The 19,363-nt window shown below is 62.6% G+C and carries 18 protein-coding genes and 1 pseudogene; 9 read left to right on the plus strand and 10 right to left on the minus strand.

Features of this window, described 5'->3' with window-relative positions:
* Positions 1-32 precede the first annotated feature (32 nt).
* Positions 33-950 (minus strand): 2-dehydropantoate 2-reductase, encoded by a 918-nt coding sequence (locus M6D32_RS05480; RefSeq protein ID WP_298254178.1) that lies wholly within the window; start codon positions 948-950, stop codon positions 33-35.
* Positions 951-1,179: 229 nt separating this feature from the next.
* On the opposite strand from M6D32_RS05480, the gene M6D32_RS05485 reads away from it, so the two are divergent.
* The 3 genes from M6D32_RS05485 (at position 1,180) to M6D32_RS05495 (ending at position 4,394) form a co-directional block, all read left to right on the plus strand.
* On the plus strand, positions 1,180-2,508 hold the full coding sequence (locus M6D32_RS05485; RefSeq protein WP_298254180.1) for an ABC transporter substrate-binding protein: 1,329 nt from the start codon (positions 1,180-1,182) through the stop codon (positions 2,506-2,508).
* A 162-nt stretch (positions 2,509-2,670) separates the two neighbouring features.
* On the plus strand, positions 2,671-3,546 hold the full coding sequence (locus M6D32_RS05490) for a sugar ABC transporter permease (protein ID WP_298254141.1): 876 nt from the start codon (positions 2,671-2,673) through the stop codon (positions 3,544-3,546).
* The gene (locus M6D32_RS05495; RefSeq protein ID WP_298254143.1) at positions 3,543-4,394 is read left to right on the plus strand and encodes a carbohydrate ABC transporter permease; all 852 of its coding nucleotides are present in this window, start codon (positions 3,543-3,545) and stop codon (positions 4,392-4,394) included. Before M6D32_RS05490 ends, M6D32_RS05495 begins: the two co-directional genes overlap by 4 nt.
* A 5-nt stretch (positions 4,395-4,399) precedes the next feature.
* Here M6D32_RS05495 and M6D32_RS05500 read toward each other — a convergent pair whose 3' ends face one another.
* From M6D32_RS05500 to M6D32_RS05520, 5 genes are all read right to left on the minus strand, one after another.
* Complete coding sequence (locus M6D32_RS05500; RefSeq protein WP_298254145.1) at positions 4,400-5,215, minus strand: ABC transporter permease subunit; 816 nt, start codon at positions 5,213-5,215, stop codon at positions 4,400-4,402.
* Positions 5,215-6,126 (minus strand): ABC transporter permease subunit, encoded by a 912-nt coding sequence (locus tag M6D32_RS05505; protein ID WP_298254147.1) that lies wholly within the window; start codon positions 6,124-6,126, stop codon positions 5,215-5,217. Before M6D32_RS05505 ends, M6D32_RS05500 begins: the two co-directional genes overlap by 1 nt.
* On the minus strand, positions 6,123-7,304 hold the full coding sequence (locus M6D32_RS05510) for an ABC transporter ATP-binding protein (protein WP_298254149.1): 1,182 nt from the start codon (positions 7,302-7,304) through the stop codon (positions 6,123-6,125). Before M6D32_RS05510 ends, M6D32_RS05505 begins: the two co-directional genes overlap by 4 nt.
* Positions 7,305-7,357: 53 nt before the next feature.
* Complete coding sequence (locus M6D32_RS05515) at positions 7,358-8,836, minus strand: glycerol-3-phosphate dehydrogenase (protein ID WP_298254151.1); 1,479 nt, start codon at positions 8,834-8,836, stop codon at positions 7,358-7,360.
* A 183-nt stretch (positions 8,837-9,019) separates the two neighbouring features.
* Positions 9,020-11,704, minus strand: a complete 2,685-nt coding sequence (locus tag M6D32_RS05520) for an EAL domain-containing protein (RefSeq protein WP_298254153.1) — start codon at positions 11,702-11,704, stop codon at positions 9,020-9,022.
* A gap of 273 nt (positions 11,705-11,977) precedes the next feature.
* On the opposite strand from M6D32_RS05520, the pseudogene M6D32_RS05525 reads away from it, so the two are divergent.
* Positions 11,978-13,084: pseudogene (locus tag M6D32_RS05525) on the plus strand (NAD(P)/FAD-dependent oxidoreductase); the annotation flags it as partial.
* A gap of 231 nt (positions 13,085-13,315) precedes the next feature.
* On the opposite strand, the gene M6D32_RS05530 reads toward M6D32_RS05525, so the two are convergent.
* Positions 13,316-13,501 (minus strand): DUF465 domain-containing protein, encoded by a 186-nt coding sequence (locus M6D32_RS05530; RefSeq protein WP_298254157.1) that lies wholly within the window; start codon positions 13,499-13,501, stop codon positions 13,316-13,318.
* Positions 13,502-13,906: 405 nt separating this feature from the next.
* Here M6D32_RS05530 and M6D32_RS05535 point away from each other — a divergent pair, with 405 nt between their 5' ends.
* The 3 genes from M6D32_RS05535 to M6D32_RS05545 all read left to right on the plus strand — a co-directional run bounded on the left by M6D32_RS05535 (position 13,907) and on the right by M6D32_RS05545 (position 14,703).
* Positions 13,907-14,113: a DUF465 domain-containing protein gene (locus M6D32_RS05535; RefSeq protein WP_072817426.1), complete on the plus strand. Its 207-nt coding sequence runs from the start codon at positions 13,907-13,909 to the stop codon at positions 14,111-14,113.
* Positions 14,114-14,216: 103 nt separating this feature from the next.
* Entirely contained in the window at positions 14,217-14,429 is a 213-nt protein-coding gene (locus M6D32_RS05540) for a hypothetical protein (protein ID WP_298254159.1), read from the plus strand.
* A 22-nt stretch (positions 14,430-14,451) separates the two neighbouring features.
* The gene (locus tag M6D32_RS05545; protein WP_298254161.1) at positions 14,452-14,703 is read left to right on the plus strand and encodes a hypothetical protein; all 252 of its coding nucleotides are present in this window, start codon (positions 14,452-14,454) and stop codon (positions 14,701-14,703) included.
* A 2-nt stretch (positions 14,704-14,705) separates the two neighbouring features.
* Here the strand turns inward: M6D32_RS05545 and M6D32_RS05550 are convergent, their stop codons facing one another.
* Positions 14,706-15,887 (minus strand): epoxide hydrolase family protein, encoded by a 1,182-nt coding sequence (locus tag M6D32_RS05550; RefSeq protein WP_298254163.1) that lies wholly within the window; start codon positions 15,885-15,887, stop codon positions 14,706-14,708.
* Positions 15,884-16,585, minus strand: a complete 702-nt coding sequence (locus M6D32_RS05555; protein ID WP_298254165.1) for a GGDEF domain-containing protein — start codon at positions 16,583-16,585, stop codon at positions 15,884-15,886. The genes M6D32_RS05550 and M6D32_RS05555 overlap by 4 nt, the downstream gene beginning before the upstream one ends.
* A gap of 213 nt (positions 16,586-16,798) precedes the next feature.
* Between M6D32_RS05555 and purE the strand changes: the two genes are divergently transcribed.
* Complete coding sequence (gene purE / locus M6D32_RS05560; RefSeq protein WP_298254168.1) at positions 16,799-17,287, plus strand: 5-(carboxyamino)imidazole ribonucleotide mutase; 489 nt, start codon at positions 16,799-16,801, stop codon at positions 17,285-17,287.
* Complete coding sequence (locus M6D32_RS05565) at positions 17,284-18,387, plus strand: 5-(carboxyamino)imidazole ribonucleotide synthase (protein ID WP_298254170.1); 1,104 nt, start codon at positions 17,284-17,286, stop codon at positions 18,385-18,387. Before purE ends, M6D32_RS05565 begins: the two co-directional genes overlap by 4 nt.
* Before the next feature lie 54 nt (positions 18,388-18,441).
* On the opposite strand, the gene aqpZ is transcribed toward M6D32_RS05565, so the two are convergent.
* Positions 18,442-19,164 carry an aquaporin Z gene (gene aqpZ / locus M6D32_RS05570; protein ID WP_298254173.1) on the minus strand — a complete coding sequence of 241 codons (723 nt, stop codon included), beginning with the start codon at positions 19,162-19,164 and terminating at the stop codon, positions 18,442-18,444.
* Between the last annotated feature and the right edge of the window lie 199 nt (positions 19,165-19,363).

Consider the following 19,363-nt stretch of genomic DNA (forward strand, 5'->3'; position numbering starts at 1 on the left):
GTGGACTTCACAATTGCGCTGAAATGCTTTGCTCAACTGGCGCGCGTTTGCTTGCCCATCCGGTGCAGCTTGAGCATGGCATAGACTGCATCGTTGGCTGGCGTCGGCACGCCAAGGGTACGCCCGAGTTCGACAATCTTGCCGGCAAGCCAGTCCAGTTCGAGCCGGTTGCCGCGTTCAAGATCGTGCAACATGGAAGCCTTGAAGGTGGCCGGCGATCCTTCCGCGAATTTCATTCTGTCGTCGGCGTAGTCTTGCGGGATCGGGACGCCTTTGGCGCGACCGACCGCTACCACTTCGCACATCAGGCCGAAAAAAAACGCCCGCGTATCCGGATCGGCCAGGATTGGGCCGAGCGGCTGGCGCGTCGTGGCGGTCGCGCCCGACAATCCAACGAGAAACACAAATTTCTGCCACCGCTCCCGGTCGATCGCGTCGGACACCGTAATATCGATGCCGGCCGCGTGCGCGGCGTCGGCAAAGGACGTGAGCCGTTCGTCGGGCTTGCCGTCGGTTCGCCCGCAAACCATGCGCGCGAACTGGCTTGTGTGGGTGACGACGCCAGGCGCGGACAGCACGGTCGCAATATAGGCGCTTCCAGCGACCACATTGTCTTCTCCCAAAATCGGAGCGATCCGCTCGCGGCTATCCACGCCGTTTTGCAGCGGGATTACCCGGGTTTGGGATCCGATGAAAGGAAGCGCCTGCACGGCCGCCTTCTCGCTGTCCCAAAGCTTGACCGCAAACAGAACGATATCCACGGGGCCGACCTTGCCGGGATCATCGGTTACGTTGGGTTTCCGCAAGTGAAGATTGCCATGCACGCTCTCGACCTTGAGGCCGTTCTTCTCGATTGCTTCGAGGTTGGAGCCGCGTGCGATGAAGAACACATCGTGTCCTGCCGCAGCCATGCGTGCTCCAAAATAACCTCCGAGTGCTCCTGCAGCCATCACGGCGATACGCACGTCATCCTCCACTCTCGCAAACCATTCCGCCGGCGAGGGATACCACGCGGCGCAACGCCCCTGAGCCACGCTGCCAATTTCCAAAAAGAACCGGCTGGATCGTCTCGGCACCTTCCGCTAGTCTTTCACCCAACCGGTTAAAAAGAAACCGGCAAAGAGGGAGAAGGATGTGAGAGTTCGGGCACGGATTGCGTTGTTGGCCGCCGCGGCGGTGATGTTGGTTGCAGGTCCCGCCGTCGCGCAGGACACCATTACGGTCTGGTGGGGCAAGGGTTTCTACAAATCCGAAGACGACGCCCTGATCGCCGCAATCAAGAAATTCGAGGAAAAAACCGGCATCAAGGTCGAGCTGTCGCAATACGCGATCCAGGACATGATTCCAAAGACGGTCGCCGCGCTCGATTCCGGAACGGTTCCGGACGTCGCCTATTCCGACACCTACGACGTTCAGGCGCAGGGCAAATGGGCCTATGAGGGCAAGCTCGAGGACCTCTCGGACATTCTCGTGCCGATGAAGGACAAGTTCGCGCCGAACACGCTCGAGACCGGCTATCTCTACAACGGCGTCACCAGGAAGAAGGCCTATTACGGCTTCCCGCTGAAGCAGCAGAGCATGCATGTGCAGATCTGGAAGGATCTGCTGGAGAAAGCGGGCTACAAGGAGAGCGATATTCCGAACCAGTGGAACGACTACTGGTCGTTCTGGTGCAGCAAGGTGCAGCCGGCGATCCGCAAAGCCACCGGCCAGCGCATCTACGGCGTCGGCCAGCCGATGGGCGTCGAATCCACCGACTCATTCCAGTCGTTCTACACCTTCATGGACGCCTACAACGTCAAGCTGGTCGATGACGACGGCAAGCTCCTGGTCGACGATCCCAAGGTTCGCGACGGGCTGATCCACGCGCTGAAGGATTACACCGACACCTATATCAAGGGCTGCACGCCACCCTCCTCGACAACCTGGAAGGATCCCGACAACAACGTCGCATTCCATAACAAGACGATCGTGATGACCCACAACTTCACGATCTCGATCGCGGCGAAGTGGTTCGAGGACTCCACCAACCCGGCGCTGACGCCGGAACAGCGCGCCGCCGGCAAGAAGGCCTATGAGGAAGACATCATCACCGCTTCCTTCCCGCACAAGCCGGACGGCGGCACGATCAAGTACCGCTCCGACGTCAAGACCGGGCTGATCTTCGCCGCCGCCAAGCACAAGGCCGAGGGCAAGCAGTTCATCGCGTTCCTGCTTCAAGAGGAAAACGTGCGGCCCTATATCGAAGGCGCGCTCGGCCGCTGGTTCCCGGTGACATCAGCAAGCCAGCAGAGCCCGTTCTGGCAGGCCGACCGCCATCGCCGAGCCGTCTTTAACCAGTTCATGGGCGGCACTCAGCCGTTCGATTTCACCAGGAACTGGAAGTTCACGATCCTGAACAACGAGAACGTCTGGGCGAAGGCGATGAATCGCGTCGTCAGCGAGAAGGTGCCGGTGGACAAGGCCGTCGACGAGTTGATCGCGCGCATCAAGGACGTCGCGGGGTAACTTGGTGATGTAAGGCGCCCGTGTCCCGGATGCGGTGCGGCGCGCAGCGCTGCTCCGCGAAGCCGGGACCCACGGCTGTGCAGGGTACCGGATAGACCCCGGATCAGCAGCGCACCGCTTCGCGTTGCGCTGCGTCCGGGGCACGCGGAAGAGAGCAGAGTAATGGCGATCACGATTTCAGCATCCGATCCTGCGCTTTCCGGCGCGCCGCTCGCGCCGCGGCTGTCGACGCCGCAGGTCTGGGGCATCGTGCTGATCGCGCCCTACCTGCTCGTGTTTCTCGCTTTCGTGGTCTATCCCGTGTCTTACGGCTTCTGGCTGGCGCGGCACCCGTCAAGCTATGTCGCGCTCTATCACGATCCGATCTTCGCGCGCGCCGCGGTCAACACGCTGATCTTCCTCGTCATCGGCATCAACCTGAAGATGCTGATCGCGCTGTTCCTGTCCGGCTTCTTCGTGCAGCAGCGCGCCTGGATCCGCTGGCTGTCGGTGATCTTCATCCTACCCTGGGCGGTGCCGTCGATCCCCACCATCCTGTCGGTGCGCTTCATGCTCAATCCGGAATGGGGCATGGTGAACCAGCTGATCTTCAAGTTCACCGGCGATGACGGGCCGAACTGGCTGAACGATCCGACGGTGGCGCTCGCCATGGCGATCGGCGTGCACATCTGGAAATCGCTGCCATTCTGGACGCTGATCCTGATGACGGGACGGCTCGCGATCTCGCAGGACCTGTTCGAAGCCGCCGACGTCGACGGCGCCAACTTCTGGCAGAAATTCCGCTTCATCACCTGGCCGTCGATGCAGGCGCTGTATCTCACCTGCACACTGCTCTCGATGATCTGGACGCTGGGCGACTTCAACAGCGTCTATCTGCTGACCGGCGGCGGGCCCGCCGACCTCACCCATGTGCTCTCGACGCTCGGCATCCGCTATCTGCGGCTCGACCAGCTCAACCTCGCGATGGCCTCGATCGTCTGCGCGATGCCGCTGGTGCTGCCGCTCGTCTATTTCATGATGAAACGGCTGTCGCGATGAAGCTTCCGACCTTGCGTGAAACGGCGACCGAAGCGCGGCTGATCCTGGTCGGCATCACCGTCCTGATCTGGACCATGATCCCGATCTACCACATGTTCGTGTTCGCGATCTCGCCGAAGGAAGATGCCTTCTCCGGCAAATTGTGGCCGGACCATCCGACCTTGCATAATTTCGAAATCGTGTTTTATCAGCAGCACTATTTCCTGCGCGATTTCTGGGTGCAGTTCGGCAATTCGGCGCTGATTGCAGCCGCCGTGGGCGTAATGACGCTATTGATCGCAACCGCTGCGGCGTTTTCGATCTCGCGGCTGCGCGTGCCGGGCGGGCGCATCGTGCTCAACCTCGCGCTCTTCACCTATTTCATTCCGGCGGCGTTTCTGGCCGTGCCGATGTATCGCACCATGGGCAATTACGGCCTGCTCAATACCAGCTGGGCGCTGATCCTGGCGATGGTGACGGTCGCCTCGCCCTACGCGATCTGGGTGCTGAAGCAGGCTTCCGATAAGCTGCCGGTCGAACTCGACGAAGCCGCGGTCATGGATGGCGCGACGAGCTTGCAGATTTTCCGCCTGGTCTATCTCCCGCTGATGATCCCGTCGCTGGTGGCGATTGGTACCTACGCCGTGCTGCTGGCGTGGAATGAATATCTCTACGCCTTCCTGCTGCTGTCGAACGACCGCGACCTCACGCTTCCCGTTGCACTCGGCAACTTCCTCGCCGCGGACGATTCGCCCTGGGAATTGCTGATGACCACGGGTTTCATCTACGCCCTGCCGCCGGCTGCGATCTATTACGCCTTCCGCCGCTACATGGTCGGCGGCCTCACCGCAGGCGCGGTGAAGTCGTAGGGCGGTTACAATGGCGCAGCGTTCTTGCCGCGCGCATCGGAGATTTTGGAAGCGAGCGATGCGACCACGATCACGACTGCGATCAGCGCCACCACCAGCGTACAGATCGCGTTGATCTCCGGCTTCACGCCGAGCCTCACCTCCGAATAGATCCGGATCGGCAGCGTCGCCGAACCGGGTCCGGTGGTGAAACTTGCGATCACGAGATCGTCGAGCGACAGCGTGAAGGCGAGCATCCAGCCAGCGGCGACCGAAGGCAGAATCAGCGGTAAAGTCACGGCAGCAAACGCCCGAAGCGGATCGCAGCCGAGGTCCATCGCGGCTTCTTCAAAACTGCGGTCGATCGCCCCAAGCCGCGCCTGCACCACCACCGAGACAAAGCACATGGTGAGCGTGGTATGGGCGATGACGACCGTCCAAAAACCGCGTTCGGCATTGATGGCGACGAACAACAGCAAGAGTGAAAGCCCGGTGATTACTTCCGGCATCACCAACGGCGCATAGAGCATGCTGGAAAACAGCGTCCGGCCTTTAAACCCCGCGCCGCGCGAAAGCGCCACCGCGGCGAGCGTACCCAGGATCGTTGCCAGCGTCGCCGACGTTGCACCCACGCGCAGGCTCATCCAGGCGGCATCGATCATGGCCTGATCGTGAAAAAACTCGTCATACCAGTGCAGCGACCAGCCACCCCACACCGTCACCAGCCGCGAGGCATTGAAGGAATAGACGATGAGGATGACGATCGGCAGGTAGAGAAACGACAGCCCCAGCGCGAGCGCAGTGATGTTGAAGCGGGAGAGCTTGTTGGTGGCGCTTGCCATCACGTCCGCTCCAACTGCCGCCGTTGCAGACGGTCGTACAGCAAGAGCGGCGCCAGCAGGAGAAGCAGCAGCACGACCGCGACCGCTGAAGCCGTCGGCCAGTCCTTGTTGTTGAAGAATTCAAGCCACAGCGTCTGGCCGATCATCAGCGCGTTCGATCCGGCCAAAAGATCGGGAATGACGAACTCGCCGACGATCGGAATGAAACACAAGAGAGCCCCGGCGCCGACACCGGGCAACGACAGCGGGAACGTCACCCGCCAGAACGCTTGGCGCGGCGAGGCGCCGAGATCGGCGGCAGCTTCCAGCAGCGCCGGATCCATTTTGGAGAGCGTCGCGTAGAGCGGCAGGATCATGAACGGCAGATAGGAATAGACGATGCCAAGATACATCGCGCTGTCGGTCGAGAGCCACACCATCGGCTTCGAGACGACGTGCAGCGCCAGCAAAATCTGATTGAGCAGGCCGTCATGCTGCAGAATGTTGATCCAGGCATAGATGCGGATCAGGAACGAGGTCCAGAACGGCACGATCACCAGCATCATCGCCACGCCTTGCCAGCGTTGCGGCAGCCGCGCCATGCCGTAAGCGATGGGGTAGCCGATCAAGAGCAGGATCGCGGTCGAGACACCAGCGACCGCGAGGCTGCGCAGATAGGACAGCACGTAGAGATCGTCGGAAACGAGCAGCCTGAAGTTATCGAGCGAGAGCGCGGCAAACGCCGTCTTGATCGCCTCCCAGCCCTCGTCCAGGCTGAACACCGGCGTATAGGGCGGCTGCGCGATCGCGGTCTGCGACAGGCTGATCTTGAGGACGAACAGGAACGGCACGAGAAAGAACAGCGCCATCCACACGTAAGGCGCGATCGCCGCCAGCCGCGCCGGGCGGGTGAAGTTTGCCTCCGCGCTCATTGCTCCAGCACCACGCAGTCTTCCGGCGAGAACCACGCTACCACGCGCTGGCCGAGGCCGTAGGCGTCGGAATCGAGCCGCGCGGTATTGGCCAGCGACGAGCGCAAAATGAGGCCCGAATCGAGCTCGATCTTGTAGCCGGTGACTCCGCCGAGATAGCCGACATCGGCCACCACCCCCTCGAGCCGGTTGATGGCGCGCACATCGTCAGAGACCGGAGCGCGGCGTGACAGCTTGATCTTCTCGGGGCGGATTGCGACGCAAACGCTGGTCCTGGAGAGCGGATGGCTCGGTTTTGCGATATGGATCGTCCCCGCCTGCTCGGTCACAATAGCGAGCCGCCGCGCGATCGTTGCGTGAGATCCCTCAATGGTGTCGAGCTTGCCCTCGATCAGGTTGATATCGCCGACAAATTCGGCGATCCAGCGCGAGCGCGGCGCTTCGTAGAGGTCGCGAGGGCTAGCGACCTGCTCGAGACGACCGGCATCCATCACGCCGATCCGGGCAGCCATGGTCATGGCTTCCTGCTGATCGTGGGTCACGATGATGAAGGTCAGCCCAAGCCGGCGCTGCAATTCCATCAGCTCGAGTTGGGTGCTTTCGCGCAACTTCTTGTCGAGTGCGGCAAGCGGCTCGTCGAGCAGCAACAGTTTCGGCCTGCGCGCCAGCGATCGCGCCAGCGCGACGCGTTGCCGTTGGCCGCCGGAAAGCTGATCGGGCTTGCGCTTCTCGAGCCCGTCGAGCTTGACCAGCGTGACCATCTCCTTGACGCGGGCGCCGATCTCGGACGATGGCAGTTTCGCCCGCTTCAGCCCGAACGCGATGTTGTCGCGCACGCTCAGATGCGGAAACAGCGCGTAGCTCTGGAACATCATGTTGACGGGGCGCTGATGCGGAGAGATTTGCGCGATGTCTTCGCCGCCAAGCAGGATGCGGCCTTCGTCAGGCGTCTCGAAACCGGCGAGCATGCGAAGCAGCGTGGTCTTGCCGCATCCGCTCGGGCCGAGTAGCGCAAAGAACTCTCCGGCCTGGATGTCGAGCGACAGTGCGTCGACGGCGCGGAATTGACCGAATTTCTTGACCACCGCATCGATGCGGAGCAGCGGCATGCCGGGCGCGGAGCGGGATTCCGCATTCGAATCCGCGGCGCGCGCCGGATTCCCGGTATCTTTGCTCATGCCGTCAGCCTGCCCCATCGTGAGGTGCAAGCTAGCGGCGGATCGGCTAATGCTCAAGGGACGGCGGGCTGTGTCACCATGAAGGCCGCCAATCGCTCGCGGTCCTCAGGGCTCATGGTCAGCCCGAGTTTCGAGCGACGCCAGAGAACGTCGTCCGGAAAGCGCGCCCATTCCTTTGTCATGAGGTAGCGCACTTCCGCTTCTGTCAAATCCGGCCCGAAGCTTTGGCCGAGATCGGCCTTCTGTTTGGCTTCGCCCAGCACCTGATACAGCCGCGAGCCATAGGCCGAAACCAGGCGTAGCGCATCGCCGGTGGTCAGGAACTTCCAGCGCTCGCGCGCCTCGTCGACCTCGGTCTCGAACCGTGCGATCGGAAAATCTCCACCCGGCAGCGCGGCTTCCGCGGTCCAGGGCCGCGACATCGGATAGAACGGCAAGAGACCGGAGACGGCCCGCTCGGCACGCAGCCGCACCGTCGTCACGTCGCCGCCGAAAATGGTAAGCAGCGGTGCCTTGCTGCGGCGCGCGTCGAACGTCACCGTTCCCTCGCGCGCAAATCGTTTGCCGGGTCGTCCCGTGACGAGATTCGCGCCGGCGACCGACCGGATCACGTCGGAGGTGCCGATGCGCTGGCGAAAATAGCGGTTGGCGGCGTCGCACAGATAGGTCACTTCGTCAGCAGCCATGGCCACGGCGGCTGGGTCGCCGACAAACGTGCGCGCCACGGTGCCGATCATGGTGAAATCGCGCTGATAGGGGCTGGCAAAGACCAGCCTTCGGTCGGTGTTCTGCAAGACATAGACATTGTCGGTGTCGAACAGGCGGCGGACGACGATCCGGCCAAGCTTGACCGCAACCGCGCGCGGGGGCGGCGTGCGCTGCACGGTCTCCGCAACGCTCGCCGTCCAGGCGCCAGAGGCATTGGCGAGCGACCTTGCGGTGATCACCCGACGATGGCCGCGGTCGATCACCACCAGCCGCCAGATATTGCCCCGGTCGGCGCGCACGCAGCGGGCACCGGTGCGGATGTCTGCGCCGCGCTCGGCCGCATCGATGGCACTCGTCACCACGAGCCGCGAATCATCGACCAGGCAATCCGAATATCCGAAGGCGGTGCCGAACGGCCGCTGCAAGGCGTCGCCGATCGGATGATGGGTGATGTCGATCGTGGCCGAACGCGGCAGGCTGCCGGGCGGCGCCAGGCGGTCGTAGACCATCAATCCAAGACGCAGCAGCCAGGCCGGACGCTCGTCGGAATGAGCGGGAATGACGAAATGCGCCGGCCGCACCAGATTCGGCGCGATCCGCATCCAGATCTCGCGCTCGGCCAGCGCCGCGCGCGTACGCCGAAACGCCCTGCGTTCAAGCACCGCCAGGTCGCCCTGGATCAGCCTGCTCGACGCGCCTGATGCCGCGCCGCCAAGATCCCCCTGTTCGATCAGGATGACCCTCAGGCCGCGCCCGGCGGCGTCCCGCGCCACGCTAACGCCGTTCAAGCCGCCGCCAATGATCGCTAAATCGTAGTCCGCCATGTCCCAGCTTTAGCCAAGCCCGTCGTTCGCTCGAACGAGTTAGTGTGGCGACCCTGACGTTCCTTCAGTGTCGCCGCGAGTTCTTCGAAGGAACCTCAGAGTCAAAGCCACACTAGCGGCGATAAGTGAGGAAAGAGGCGGAAAGCCGACCTGATCCGGCGGCCGTGATCTTACAGTCCCGGTTTAGCCGGTCTTGCGTGCCGGCTCCGCGCCGTCGCCGGTTACCCGGCCGACCAGCGTGTTGTATTGATCGATCGGAAGCGGCTTGCCGATGAAATAGCCCTGCACGGCGTCGCAGCCCTGCTCGTCGAGGAAGACGAGTTGGTCCTGCGTTTCCACGCCTTCGGCCACGATCGACATTTCCAGGCCATGACCGAGGCCGATGACGGCGCACACGATCGCCGCCGACTGCGGGTTGCGTCCAAGGTTCATGATAAAGGCGCGGTCGATCTTGATCTTGTCGAACGGGAACGCCTGCAAATAGCTGAGCGAGGAGTAGCCGCTACCGAAGTCGTCCATCGAGATCCGGACGCCAAGCCCTTTCAGGCGCCGCAATAGCGCCAGACCGCGGTCGAAATCCTCGATCAGCACGCCTTCCGTGATTTCAAGTTCCAGCCGCCCTGGCGCAAGCCCCGTCTCAAGCAGGATCGAATGCACGAGACTGACGACGTCGCCATGCATGAATTGCGCCGGCGACAGGTTGACCGCGACCTGCAACGGAACCGGCCAGGAGGCCGCCTCGCGGCAGGCCTCGCGAAGGATCCACTGTCCCATCTCGAAGATCAGGCCGCTTTCCTCGGCAAGCGGAATGAAATCGGACGGCGGCACGAAGCCGCGCACCGGGTGACGCCAACGTGCCAATGCCTCGAAGCCGATGATTTCGTTGGTTCCGGGCATCCAGTGCGACGGCGCCTGCGGCTGATAGTACAGCGAGATTTCGCCGTTCTTGACCGCCGTGGAAAGGTCCTGGTGCAGCACGCGCCGGTCGCGGATCTGCTGATCCATCTCCGGTTCGTAGATGCTGATCGTGCCGCGCGATTTGGCTTTTGCGCGCGACAGCGCAGCGCCCGCATTGGCGAGCAGCGACGCCGCGTCGGTGCCGTTATGCGGAAAGATCGAAATACCCGTCGTCAAGCCGGTGCGGACCGATTTGCCGTCGATCAGGATTTCCCTCGCCATCGTCTCGGCCAGTTGCTCGGCGAGCAGCATGGCGGCGATCGGTTGTTTGCCGTCGATGATCAGTCCGAATTCGTCGCCGGAGAGCCGCGCCACGACGCCGCCGCGTGCGGACGCTTGCAGCCGCTGCGCCACCTCGATCAGGAGCTTGTCGCCGGTGGCATGACCGAAAACGTCGTTGACTTCGGTCAAGCCGTCAAGATCGATCGACAACACCGCGAATTGCTCTTCCGCGCCGGCGCAGGCTTCGATCATCTGCGTCAACGCTTGCAGGAAGGCGGCTCGGTTCGGCAGGTCGGTCAGGCCGTCGTGATAGGCCATGTGCGCCATGCGCGATTCGGTCTGGCGACGGTCGGTGACGTCCTCGTGCGTCTTGATCAGATATTGCGGCTCGCCGGCCTCGTTGAGCACGGTGACCCGGCGCGTCAAGAACAGCCGCAAGCCGTCCTTGGTGCTGATCGGATGTTCTTCGGTGAAAGACTTGCGGTTTCTGACCGCCGCCTCGTCGCGGGCCACGATGAGCTTGGCCTCGCGCTCGTTGAAGATTTCCGCGGCCGTCAATCCTGCAACTTCTTCGCGGCGGCGGTTGAGAATGGTCTCGGCGCTGCGGTTGGCGAGAAGATATTGCCCGTTGCTGGCGTTTTCGACCGTCAGCGAGACCGGAACATTGTCAACCACCTGTTCGAGGAACTTCTTGGTCTTTTCAAGCTCCTCGGAAAGCGTCCGCCGCTGGGTGACATCGTCAAACAGCGCGATCAGAAATTCCGGCTCGTTCTTGTCGTTGCGCGCGATCACGCGACTGGAGGCAAGAACCCGCCTCTTGGAGCCGCGTTCGACAAAGAACTCGCTGCGGAACTGGCCGTCCGGCGCGCCGAGGGCAGCGCGGTCGGCCGCCTCGATACTCGCCGCCGTATCGGCCGTGAAGATTTCGTCGGCGCGCTTGCCGACGATGAAATCGCGCGAGAAGCGCGAGAAGCGTTCGAAAGCCCGGTTGGCGAAAATGTAGCGGCCGTCCTCGATGCTCTTGGCGGCTACGCAGACCGGGACATTCTCCAGCACGGATTCGAGGAACTGCTTGGTGGAAGCCAGCTGCCGCGAAAGCTCGCGCTGCTCGCTGCAATCTTCATGCGTCGCGACCGACCCGCCGTTCGGCAGCGAGAAACATTTGACATGCACCGATTGCCTGCCCGGCAACTCGGTGACGAGCCCCTCCGGCTTGACGGCTTCAGCGTAGAACTCCTCGATCGTGACGTCGAGGACGCCACGCGCCCGCCTGAGTTCAAGGAGGTCTCTGCCAGTCATGTCGGGCGCGATGTCCGAGCGCGACAGGCCATAAATCTCGAGATAGCGGTCGTTAAGGAAAACGATCCGTTGCCGGGGGTTGGTGATGACCACACCCTGCTTGAGGTTGTTCAAGGCAGAGCTGACGAACGCATTCCTGCGAAGTTGCGATCGTTTGAGCCGGCGCAGCGCGGAGACGGCCCACAAGCCAACCGCGACCAGGAAAGAGCACACGACGAGGCCGCCGAGGACCATATCAGTGACGACTTCCGGATCGGCCGTGTTGAAAAACCTGACGAGTTTGAAGCCCGCGCTGGACGCAGGGACGGCCCAAATGGACGCAATCAGGCACACCACGACCCCTGCCGGAATCATGATCCCGCCGCCTGCCTGCCATTTCTTGTCAACCATCGGTCACCCGCGGATTTCTGCGCGGGAGTGTCTTTCTTCACGGGTTTGGATCAGGTAAACGCGTACCCCTACCTGGCTTATTTGCGGCGCGAAACCGCGCCAATTGCGCCGACATGATTAATGGGTCACTAATAAATTAGACTGGGAAAGTTCAGAAACGAATCCAAAGAGTTGCCCCAGTAAAACGCGCAGCCAAAATGTTTGGGGCGAAACGCCATTCACGTATGAGCGGGATCGGCGAGCACCCCCACCAGCAAGGTAGATCCGGAACAGAATTTTCGAATGGAAAAAGTCGAGTGCGTCGTCATCGGTGCGGGAGTGATCGGTCTTGCGATCGCGAGGCGGCTTGCCCAGAGCGGCCGCGAAGTGGTCGTGCTGGAAGCTGCCGAAGCCATCGGCACCGTCACGTCTTCCCGCAACAGCGAGGTGATTCACGCCGGCATCTATTACCGGTCGGGCAGCTTGATGGCGCAGATGTGCGTCGCCGGCAAGCACGCGCTCTATCGCTATTGCCGTGACCAGGGCATTCCGCATCGCAATTGCGGCAAGCTGATCGTCGCGACGACGCCGAAGGAAACCGAAAGGCTGGCGTCGATCAGGGCGCACGCCGAGGCCAATGGCGTGGTCGATATGCAAACGCTTGGTGGCGAAGCCGCGCGGGCACTGGAGCCGGCGCTTCATTGCGAGGCCGCCCTGTTATCGCCTTCCACTGGCATCATCGACAGCCACGCCTACATGCTGGCGCTGCGCGGCAACGCCGAAGACGCCGGCGCTGCCTTTGCATTTCACACGCCGCTCATCGGCGCTCGCGTACGCGGCGGGCGCATCGAGATCGACGCCGGCGGCGAGACGCCGATGTCGCTCGAGTGCAGGCTGCTCGTCAACGCGGCAGGCCTTGACGCGACCTCGATCGCACGCAGCATCGATGGCATGCCGGTCGAAAAGATTCCATCGGCCTATCTTGCGAAGGGCAACTATTTCAGCTGCTCGGCGCGCGCGCCGTTTTCACGTCTGATCTATCCGGTCCCCGAGCCCGGCGGCCTTGGCGTGCATCTCACGCTGGATATGGCGGGGCAGGCGCGCTTCGGCCCCGACGTGGAATGGGTCGATCATATCGACTACGCGGTCGATGCGGCGCGGGCGGAGCGATTTTACCCGGCGATCCGCCGCTACTGGCCGACGCTGCCGGATGGCGCGCTGATGCCGAGCTATTCGGGAATGCGGCCCAAGATCGTGCCGCCGGCGGTCGCGGTGCAGGACTTCATGATCCAGGGGCCGAAGGACCACGGCGTCGACGGACTGATCAACCTGTTCGGAATTGAATCGCCCGGACTGACGTCATCGCTTGCCATCGCCGACCGTGTCGGCGAACTGGCCTAGTGTCCCGATTCCGAAGTTCGTAAACGTGGAGCCGCAATATGATACGAACTTCGGAATCGGAGCACTAGTGTGGCTTTGGTTCAGAAGTCCGCATGACGAGCCCGCGGCAGTAGCGATGCGGACTTCTGAACCGCCACACTAGCTGTTGTAACATCCCGCCTGCCGGTCGGCGCTGGTGCACCGGCCGGTTGCATCGATCAAAGCGGGTGTTGGAGCCTTGGCTCGTACTAGCTAATGCAAGGTGACGCTGGCGGAGTTCTTCAGGCGCTCGATTTCGTCCTTAACCATCAGCTTCCGGCGCTTGAGTTCGACAATCTGCAAATCGTCTGTTGAAAGGTGAAGAAGAGCCTCGTGCAATTCGGTTTCGAGAATCTTGTGTTTCCTTTCCAGTTCAACGAGATGTGCATGAATTGCCATTCGATACCTCCTCGGTTGGGTCAAGACCTCAGATTCGATCCGGAGTAGGAAGTTTACACCAAGGCGTGAATCTGTCGATGGTCTTGAAAAACGCCATCCTCATTTTTCACCGGCACCTGTAACGAATCGTGAGCCGGCCTCCCGGGCGTTAATCTTTTTGCCCGGCCGGTTCCCGCCTCGGGCCGGAAAGCACGGTAAAACAAACGGTTGGCGCAAAGATCAAGAGGTGCGAGGCACAAGGCCAGATCCATCCGCCACCTGACTGGCTGACTGGCCTCGCGCGTTTTTCCTCCCGTGGATGCGGCCTCGAACTTGCTTGCGGAGCGGCTTGCCAGGGAGGATAGTCATGGCTCGGCTTGCCGGAACTTTTCGCAAATCTCATCCGCGTTTTCGACCAAGTAGACCATGACCGACGAAGATGAGCGGGAACTCCAGTCCGAGCTCGCAAGATTGCAACAGGAACACCGCGACCTCGATGCAGCGATCGATGCGCTGCATCAGTCGCCGGCGCCTGACCTGCTGCGGCTGCAGCGGCTGAAAAAGCGCAAGCTGCAGTTGCGCGATCGTATCGCCTTCATCGAAGACCAGATCACGCCGGACATCATCGCCTGAAGCGGCTTGCCCAAGGCGCAGCCGTCCGAAAATGAGGCTTGACTCCATGAGAACAAAATAGGAACATTTGCGCGATCCCCACGCCTGCCCCAAGGAACGCGCCATGCCCGAAGCTGCTTCGTTTCCCTTTAGCCCGAGCTACGAACAGGCCTGCGACCGGCTGATCGCGATGTGCAATGGCGACGCGCGCAGCACGATCAAGGCCCTGATCCTGGCCAACGAATATCTGGAAATCGAACTGAGCGAATTGCGGACGAAAGCCGTGAAGCTCGGCGCGGTCGCCCGGCGGTCGCGCGAAAGGGGCGATGCGGCCTGATCATCGGCGATGGAGCAGCGGTATGGCGAATGTCACCTACTACGTCGCAATGCCATTCTTGCAGGATGAGAGCGGCATGCCGGTCGCAGGCGCGGCCGAGGAATGCCAGCATTCGAGCAGTGCGCTGCGGCGCGCCGAAGCGATGTCGCGCGCCGCAGGCAGCATCGGCGCGGTGGCGTTCTGCCGCAGCGGCGACCCGATGGTAGGAGAGTTCGGCGATGCGCGTGTGCTCAAGACATTCGGACAGGTGCCGGACGATCTGAACGGGCTTTAGCTTCAGCGTAGCTCGCGGAAGAACGCGCGAACTTCGTGCGCCAGGAGGTCGGGTTGTTCGAGGGCGGCAAAATGGCCGCCCTTTTCCATGACGCTCCAGCGGCGGATGTTGGTATGCACGCGCTCGATTGCGCTGCGCGGCGGTTTCAGGATTTCGCGCGGGAATTGGGCGTAGCCGGTCGGCACCGTGATGGTCGCCCCACGGGGCAAGATCGCCGAGCCATGAAGCCGGGCATAATAAGGCCAGAATGACGAACCGATCGCGCCAGTGAACCAGTAGAGCGAGATATCGGCGAGCATGCGGTCGCGGCTGATCGCACGCTCGACATCGCCGCCGCAATCCGACCAGGCGCGGAACTTCTCGACGATCCAACCAGCGAGGCCCGCCGGCGAATCCGTCAAGGCAAACGAAAGCGTCTGCGGCCGCGTGCCCTGGATCCATTGATAGCCGGTTTCCTCGCGCGTCCAGTGCGCGAGTTCACCGAGATATCGCTTCTCCTCCTCGGTCGGATTCTCGAACGTGCTCGCCTCGCGTCCGGCCGCCGCCCACAGGTTGAGGTGGATGCCAATCATCTTTTCGGCGTGGGCATAGCCGAGCCGGCTGGTGACGGCCGCGCCCCAATCGCCGCCCTGCGCGGCGAAGCGCTTGAAGCCGAGCACGTCGTGCATCAAGGCCGCAACACAATCGGCCATTTCAGGAACGGCGTATCTCTTCTGGCCCGGCTTGAACGAAAGCCCATAGCCAGGCAGCGAGGGTGCAATCACCGTGAAGGCATCGCGCGGATCGCCGCCGAACCGCGCGGGATCCGTGAGACGCGGAATAACGTCGATGAATTCGAACACCGAACCGGGCCAGCCATGCAACAACAGCAGCGGCATCGGGTTTTCGCCAACGCCGGGAATATGCAGGTAGTGCAGGTCGATGCCGTCGAGCGGCACGCGGAATTGCGGAAAGGCATTCAACGCCGCCTCCTCCGCGCGCCAGTCAAAGCGCTCGCGCCAGTACTGCACGAGTGTGCGCAAGTAAGCGACGTCGGTTCCAAAGGCCCAAGGATCGCTCCCCGCCTCGCCGGGCGCGGAATCCGGAAAGCGCGTCCGCTCGAGGCGCGCCTTCAGATCAGCGATGTCTTGCTCGGCAACGTGAAGCTTGAACGGCTCGGGCTTGTTCATCTCGGACTTGGTCATGGAGTTACTCGCCTGTCTGGGGGGAACGAAGGATCCAACACTTCATGGCGGCGCTGCGCCTTGCGCACATACATCGCACGATCAGCCTCGGCCAGCGCCCGCGCGGGGTCCGAATGGGCCCCGAGAATAGAAACGCCGGTCGACACACCGGTCGCAACCGTGCTGCCCGCGAAGGCAAAACTGAGCCGATCGATATCCTCCTCCAGCGCGGCCGCCTTCGCGCACGCATCGGTTTCGGAGAGATTCCACAACAGCAGCGCAAATTCGTCGCCGCCGAGCCGGCCGATCACGTCGGAGGAACGGATCTGCCGCGACAGCACCGCAACGATCGCCCTCAGCACTTCATCGCCAGCCGCGTGGCCGAAACTGTCGTTGATCGGCTTGAGGCGGTCGACGTCGAGCACGATCAGCGCACCGCTGGCATGGTAACGCTGGATATAGGAGATGGCGCGGCCAAGCTCGCGCTCGAATCCGCGCCGGTTCGGAATTTCGAGCAGGAAATCCGTCTCGGCCGCTGCCTGCATTTGTTCGACGCGCGCGAGCGCCCTGGCCAGCTGGCCTTTCAGCCGCCGGATCTCGGCCCTGGCATCGTCCTTCCCTCCGGAAGCGCGATGCCCCGGACGAACGTTGCCATTGGCCGGAGCCGGTTTGCGGCGTTTCGCGGCCCGCGATGGCGTTGCCCTCGTTTTCTTCTTCATCGGTCTTCCCAGGGGACGCGGACGGCTCCGGATCCTTAAACCAAACCATTTACCTGTGTTAACGCCGGCCGCGGATCCGGCGCCAAGAAGGCTTGCCTGTTCGCACCAAGACAGGATAGTCCATAGTCGCTCCCTTGCTAACCTTGCCGTAGAGAGGGCCGATCCTATAATCGGACCTGTATTTTTCGGATTCTGCTCAGAAGAATTAACGATATGCCCGCGCCGATCGCCATCATCATGGGAAGCCAGTCGGACTGGGGGACCATGCGCCACGCCGCCGAAACGCTGGGCGCGCTCGGGGTGCCCTGCGAGAAGTTGATCGTCTCCGCGCATCGCACGCCGGAGCGGCTCTATGCCTTCGCCAAGGGCGCAAAGACAGCCGGCTTCAAGGTCGTCATTGCGGGCGCCGGCGGCGCCGCGCATCTGCCGGGCATGGCCGCGTCGCTGACGGACCTCCCCGTGTTCGGCGTGCCGATCGAATCGAAGGCGATGTCCGGCGTCGATTCGCTCTATTCGATCGTCCAGATGCCGGCCGGCATTCCCGTCGGAACGCTCGCGATCGGCAAGGCTGGCGCGATCAACGCGGCGCTGTTGGCAGCGAGTGTGCTGGCGTTGTACGACAAGGCGCTGGCGGAACGGCTTTCTGCCTGGCGCAAGAAGCAGACCGACGCGGTTGCCGAGCGTCCGGAGGAATCTGCGTGACGGATGTATCTCGCTTGACGCTGAAACCAGGCGACACCATCGGAATTCTCGGCGGCGGACAACTCGGCAAGATGCTGGCGATGGCAGCGGCGCGCCTTGGCCTGCGCTGCCGGGTGTTTTCGCCGGATCCGGATTCGCCAGCCTTCGATGTGGTGGCCAACGCCACCTGCGCTGAATATGCCGACGTCGAGGCGCTCGAACTGTTCGCCGGCGATGTCGACGTCATCACCTATGAATTCGAAAACGTGCCGGCGGCTTCCGCGATGATCCTCGCCGCGCGGCGGCCGGTCTTGCCCGATCGCCGGGTTCTCGAGACGACGCAGGATCGCCTGATCGAGAAGGACTTCGTCACGCGGTTGGGCATCAAGACCGCCGACTACGCCGACGTTTCGTCGCCGCAGACCCTGCTCGCGGCGATCGGGCGGATCGGCCTGCCCGCGGTGCTGAAAACCCGCCGCTTCGGCTATGACGGCAAGGGCCAGGCGATCATCCGTTCAAGCAACGACGCCGATCGCGCCTGGGCCGACCTCGGCACCAAATCGGCAATCCTGGAGGCTTTCGTTCCGTTCGAGCGCGAGATTTCGGTGATCGCCGCCCGCTCGGCCGACGGCAGCGTCGAGAGTTTCGACGTCACAGAAAACGAGCATCGCGATCACATCCTGAAGGTTTCGCGCGTGCCTGCGGCGATCTCGGACGAACTCGCCGCGCAGGTCCGCGACACCGCGCAACGCATCGCGGTCGCGCTCGACTATGTCGGCACGCTGGCAGTCGAGATGTTCGTGGTCGACCGCGACGGCAAGCCGGACGTGCTCGTCAACGAGATTGCGCCGCGCGTGCATAATTCCGGGCACTGGACGCTGGACGGCGCCTCGATCTCGCAATTCGAGCAGCACATCCGCGCGATCGCCGGGTGGCCGCTTGGCAAGCCGCTGCGGCACGGCGCGGTCACCATGACCAACCTGATCGGCGACGAGATCAACAGCTACGTGGACTGGCTGGCAGTCCCCGGCGCCACCGTGCACGTCTATGGCAAGGGCGCCCCGAGGCCGGGCCGCAAGATGGGCCATGTAACCAAGGTCGTGCCGGCGGGCCAAAAGTGAGTCCGCCAGATCGACCGCAGAGAACAACGAGTCGGTTCCGTCAGCACCAACCGATTACGCCGGCTTCACGCCTTCCACGACACCGGTTGGCTCCTCGCTCAACCAGCGATAGGCCACGCCGCCGAGCGCTCCGCCGACCAGCGGCGCCAGCCAGAACAGCCAGAGTTGGCCGAGCGCCCATCCGCCTACAAACAAGGCCGGACCCGTACTGCGGGCCGGGTTTACGGAGGTGTTCGTGACGGGGATGCTGACGAGGTGGATCATCGTCAGCGTCAAACCGATCGCCAGCGGCGCGAAACCCGCCGGCGCCTTGCCATGGGTAGCACCCATGATGATGAACAGGAACATCGCGGTCATCACCACCTCAGTAATGAAGCAAACCACCATGCCGTATTGGCCCGGCGAATGCTCGCCGTATCCATTGGACGCAAAACCCTTGCCGACATCGAAACCCGGAGCACCGCTCGCGATCACATAAAGCAGCGCTGCAGCAGCAATGGCGCCGGCGACCTGTGCGATCACATAAGGCAGGACATGACCGGCCGGAAAACGCCTGCCGGCGGCAAGGCCGACCGTCACGGCCGGATTGAGATGGCAGCCGGATATATGGCCAATCGCATAGGCCATGGTGACGACGCTCAGGCCGAATGTCAGCGACACCCCGAGCAGGCCGATGCCCACCTGCGGAAAGGACGCGGCAATGACGGCGCTGCCGCATCCCGCAAAGGTGAGCCAAAATGTACCAATCAATTCAGCGGCATATTTTCTCGCTTCCATGAGAGCCCTCCCGGATACACGCCTAGGGCCTGTCCTCAATTGGAGGATTGAACGAAGCCGCTGGCGCGGCAATTGAGGAGGGATCGCAAGATCAGGCTCCTGTCTGAGAGGATTGCGGGTTTTGAGGCCCAACCCTTCAGACAGGAGATTTTCCAATGGCTGAGATCAGCCCTCTTCGCCGCCGCATGATCGAGGACAT

The sequence above is a fragment of the Bradyrhizobium sp. genome, from assembly GCF_027307225.1.
Taxonomy (GTDB): Bacteria; Pseudomonadota; Alphaproteobacteria; order Rhizobiales; family Xanthobacteraceae; genus Bradyrhizobium.

Excerpts from the sequence above, each read along its gene's own strand:
- M6D32_RS05535 (WP_072817426.1), top strand. The coding sequence starts at position 13,907 with ATGACCGACGAAGATGAGCGGGAACTCCAGTCCGAGCTCGCAAGATTG.
- M6D32_RS05545 (WP_298254161.1), top strand. The coding sequence starts at position 14,452 with ATGGCGAATGTCACCTACTACGTCGCAATGCCATTCTTGCAGGATGAG.
- M6D32_RS05505 (WP_298254147.1), bottom strand. The coding sequence starts at position 6,126 with ATGAGCGCGGAGGCAAACTTCACCCGCCCGGCGCGGCTGGCGGCGATC.
- M6D32_RS05550 (WP_298254163.1), bottom strand. The coding sequence starts at position 15,887 with ATGACCAAGTCCGAGATGAACAAGCCCGAGCCGTTCAAGCTTCACGTT.
- M6D32_RS05490 (WP_298254141.1), top strand. The coding sequence starts at position 2,671 with ATGGCGATCACGATTTCAGCATCCGATCCTGCGCTTTCCGGCGCGCCG.
- M6D32_RS05530 (WP_298254157.1), bottom strand. The coding sequence starts at position 13,501 with ATGGCAATTCATGCACATCTCGTTGAACTGGAAAGGAAACACAAGATT.
- M6D32_RS05485 (WP_298254180.1), top strand. The coding sequence starts at position 1,180 with ATGTTGGTTGCAGGTCCCGCCGTCGCGCAGGACACCATTACGGTCTGG.
- M6D32_RS05515 (WP_298254151.1), bottom strand. The coding sequence starts at position 8,836 with ATGGCGGACTACGATTTAGCGATCATTGGCGGCGGCTTGAACGGCGTT.
- M6D32_RS05520 (WP_298254153.1), bottom strand. The coding sequence starts at position 11,704 with ATGGTTGACAAGAAATGGCAGGCAGGCGGCGGGATCATGATTCCGGCA.
- aqpZ (WP_298254173.1), bottom strand. The coding sequence starts at position 19,164 with ATGGAAGCGAGAAAATATGCCGCTGAATTGATTGGTACATTTTGGCTC.
- M6D32_RS05555 (WP_298254165.1), bottom strand. The coding sequence starts at position 16,585 with ATGAAGAAGAAAACGAGGGCAACGCCATCGCGGGCCGCGAAACGCCGC.
- M6D32_RS05480 (WP_298254178.1), bottom strand. The coding sequence starts at position 950 with ATGGCTGCAGGAGCACTCGGAGGTTATTTTGGAGCACGCATGGCTGCG.
- M6D32_RS05510 (WP_298254149.1), bottom strand. The coding sequence starts at position 7,304 with ATGAGCAAAGATACCGGGAATCCGGCGCGCGCCGCGGATTCGAATGCG.
- M6D32_RS05495 (WP_298254143.1), top strand. The coding sequence starts at position 3,543 with ATGAAGCTTCCGACCTTGCGTGAAACGGCGACCGAAGCGCGGCTGATC.
- M6D32_RS05540 (WP_298254159.1), top strand. The coding sequence starts at position 14,217 with ATGCCCGAAGCTGCTTCGTTTCCCTTTAGCCCGAGCTACGAACAGGCC.
- purE (WP_298254168.1), top strand. The coding sequence starts at position 16,799 with ATGCCCGCGCCGATCGCCATCATCATGGGAAGCCAGTCGGACTGGGGG.
- M6D32_RS05500 (WP_298254145.1), bottom strand. The coding sequence starts at position 5,215 with ATGGCAAGCGCCACCAACAAGCTCTCCCGCTTCAACATCACTGCGCTC.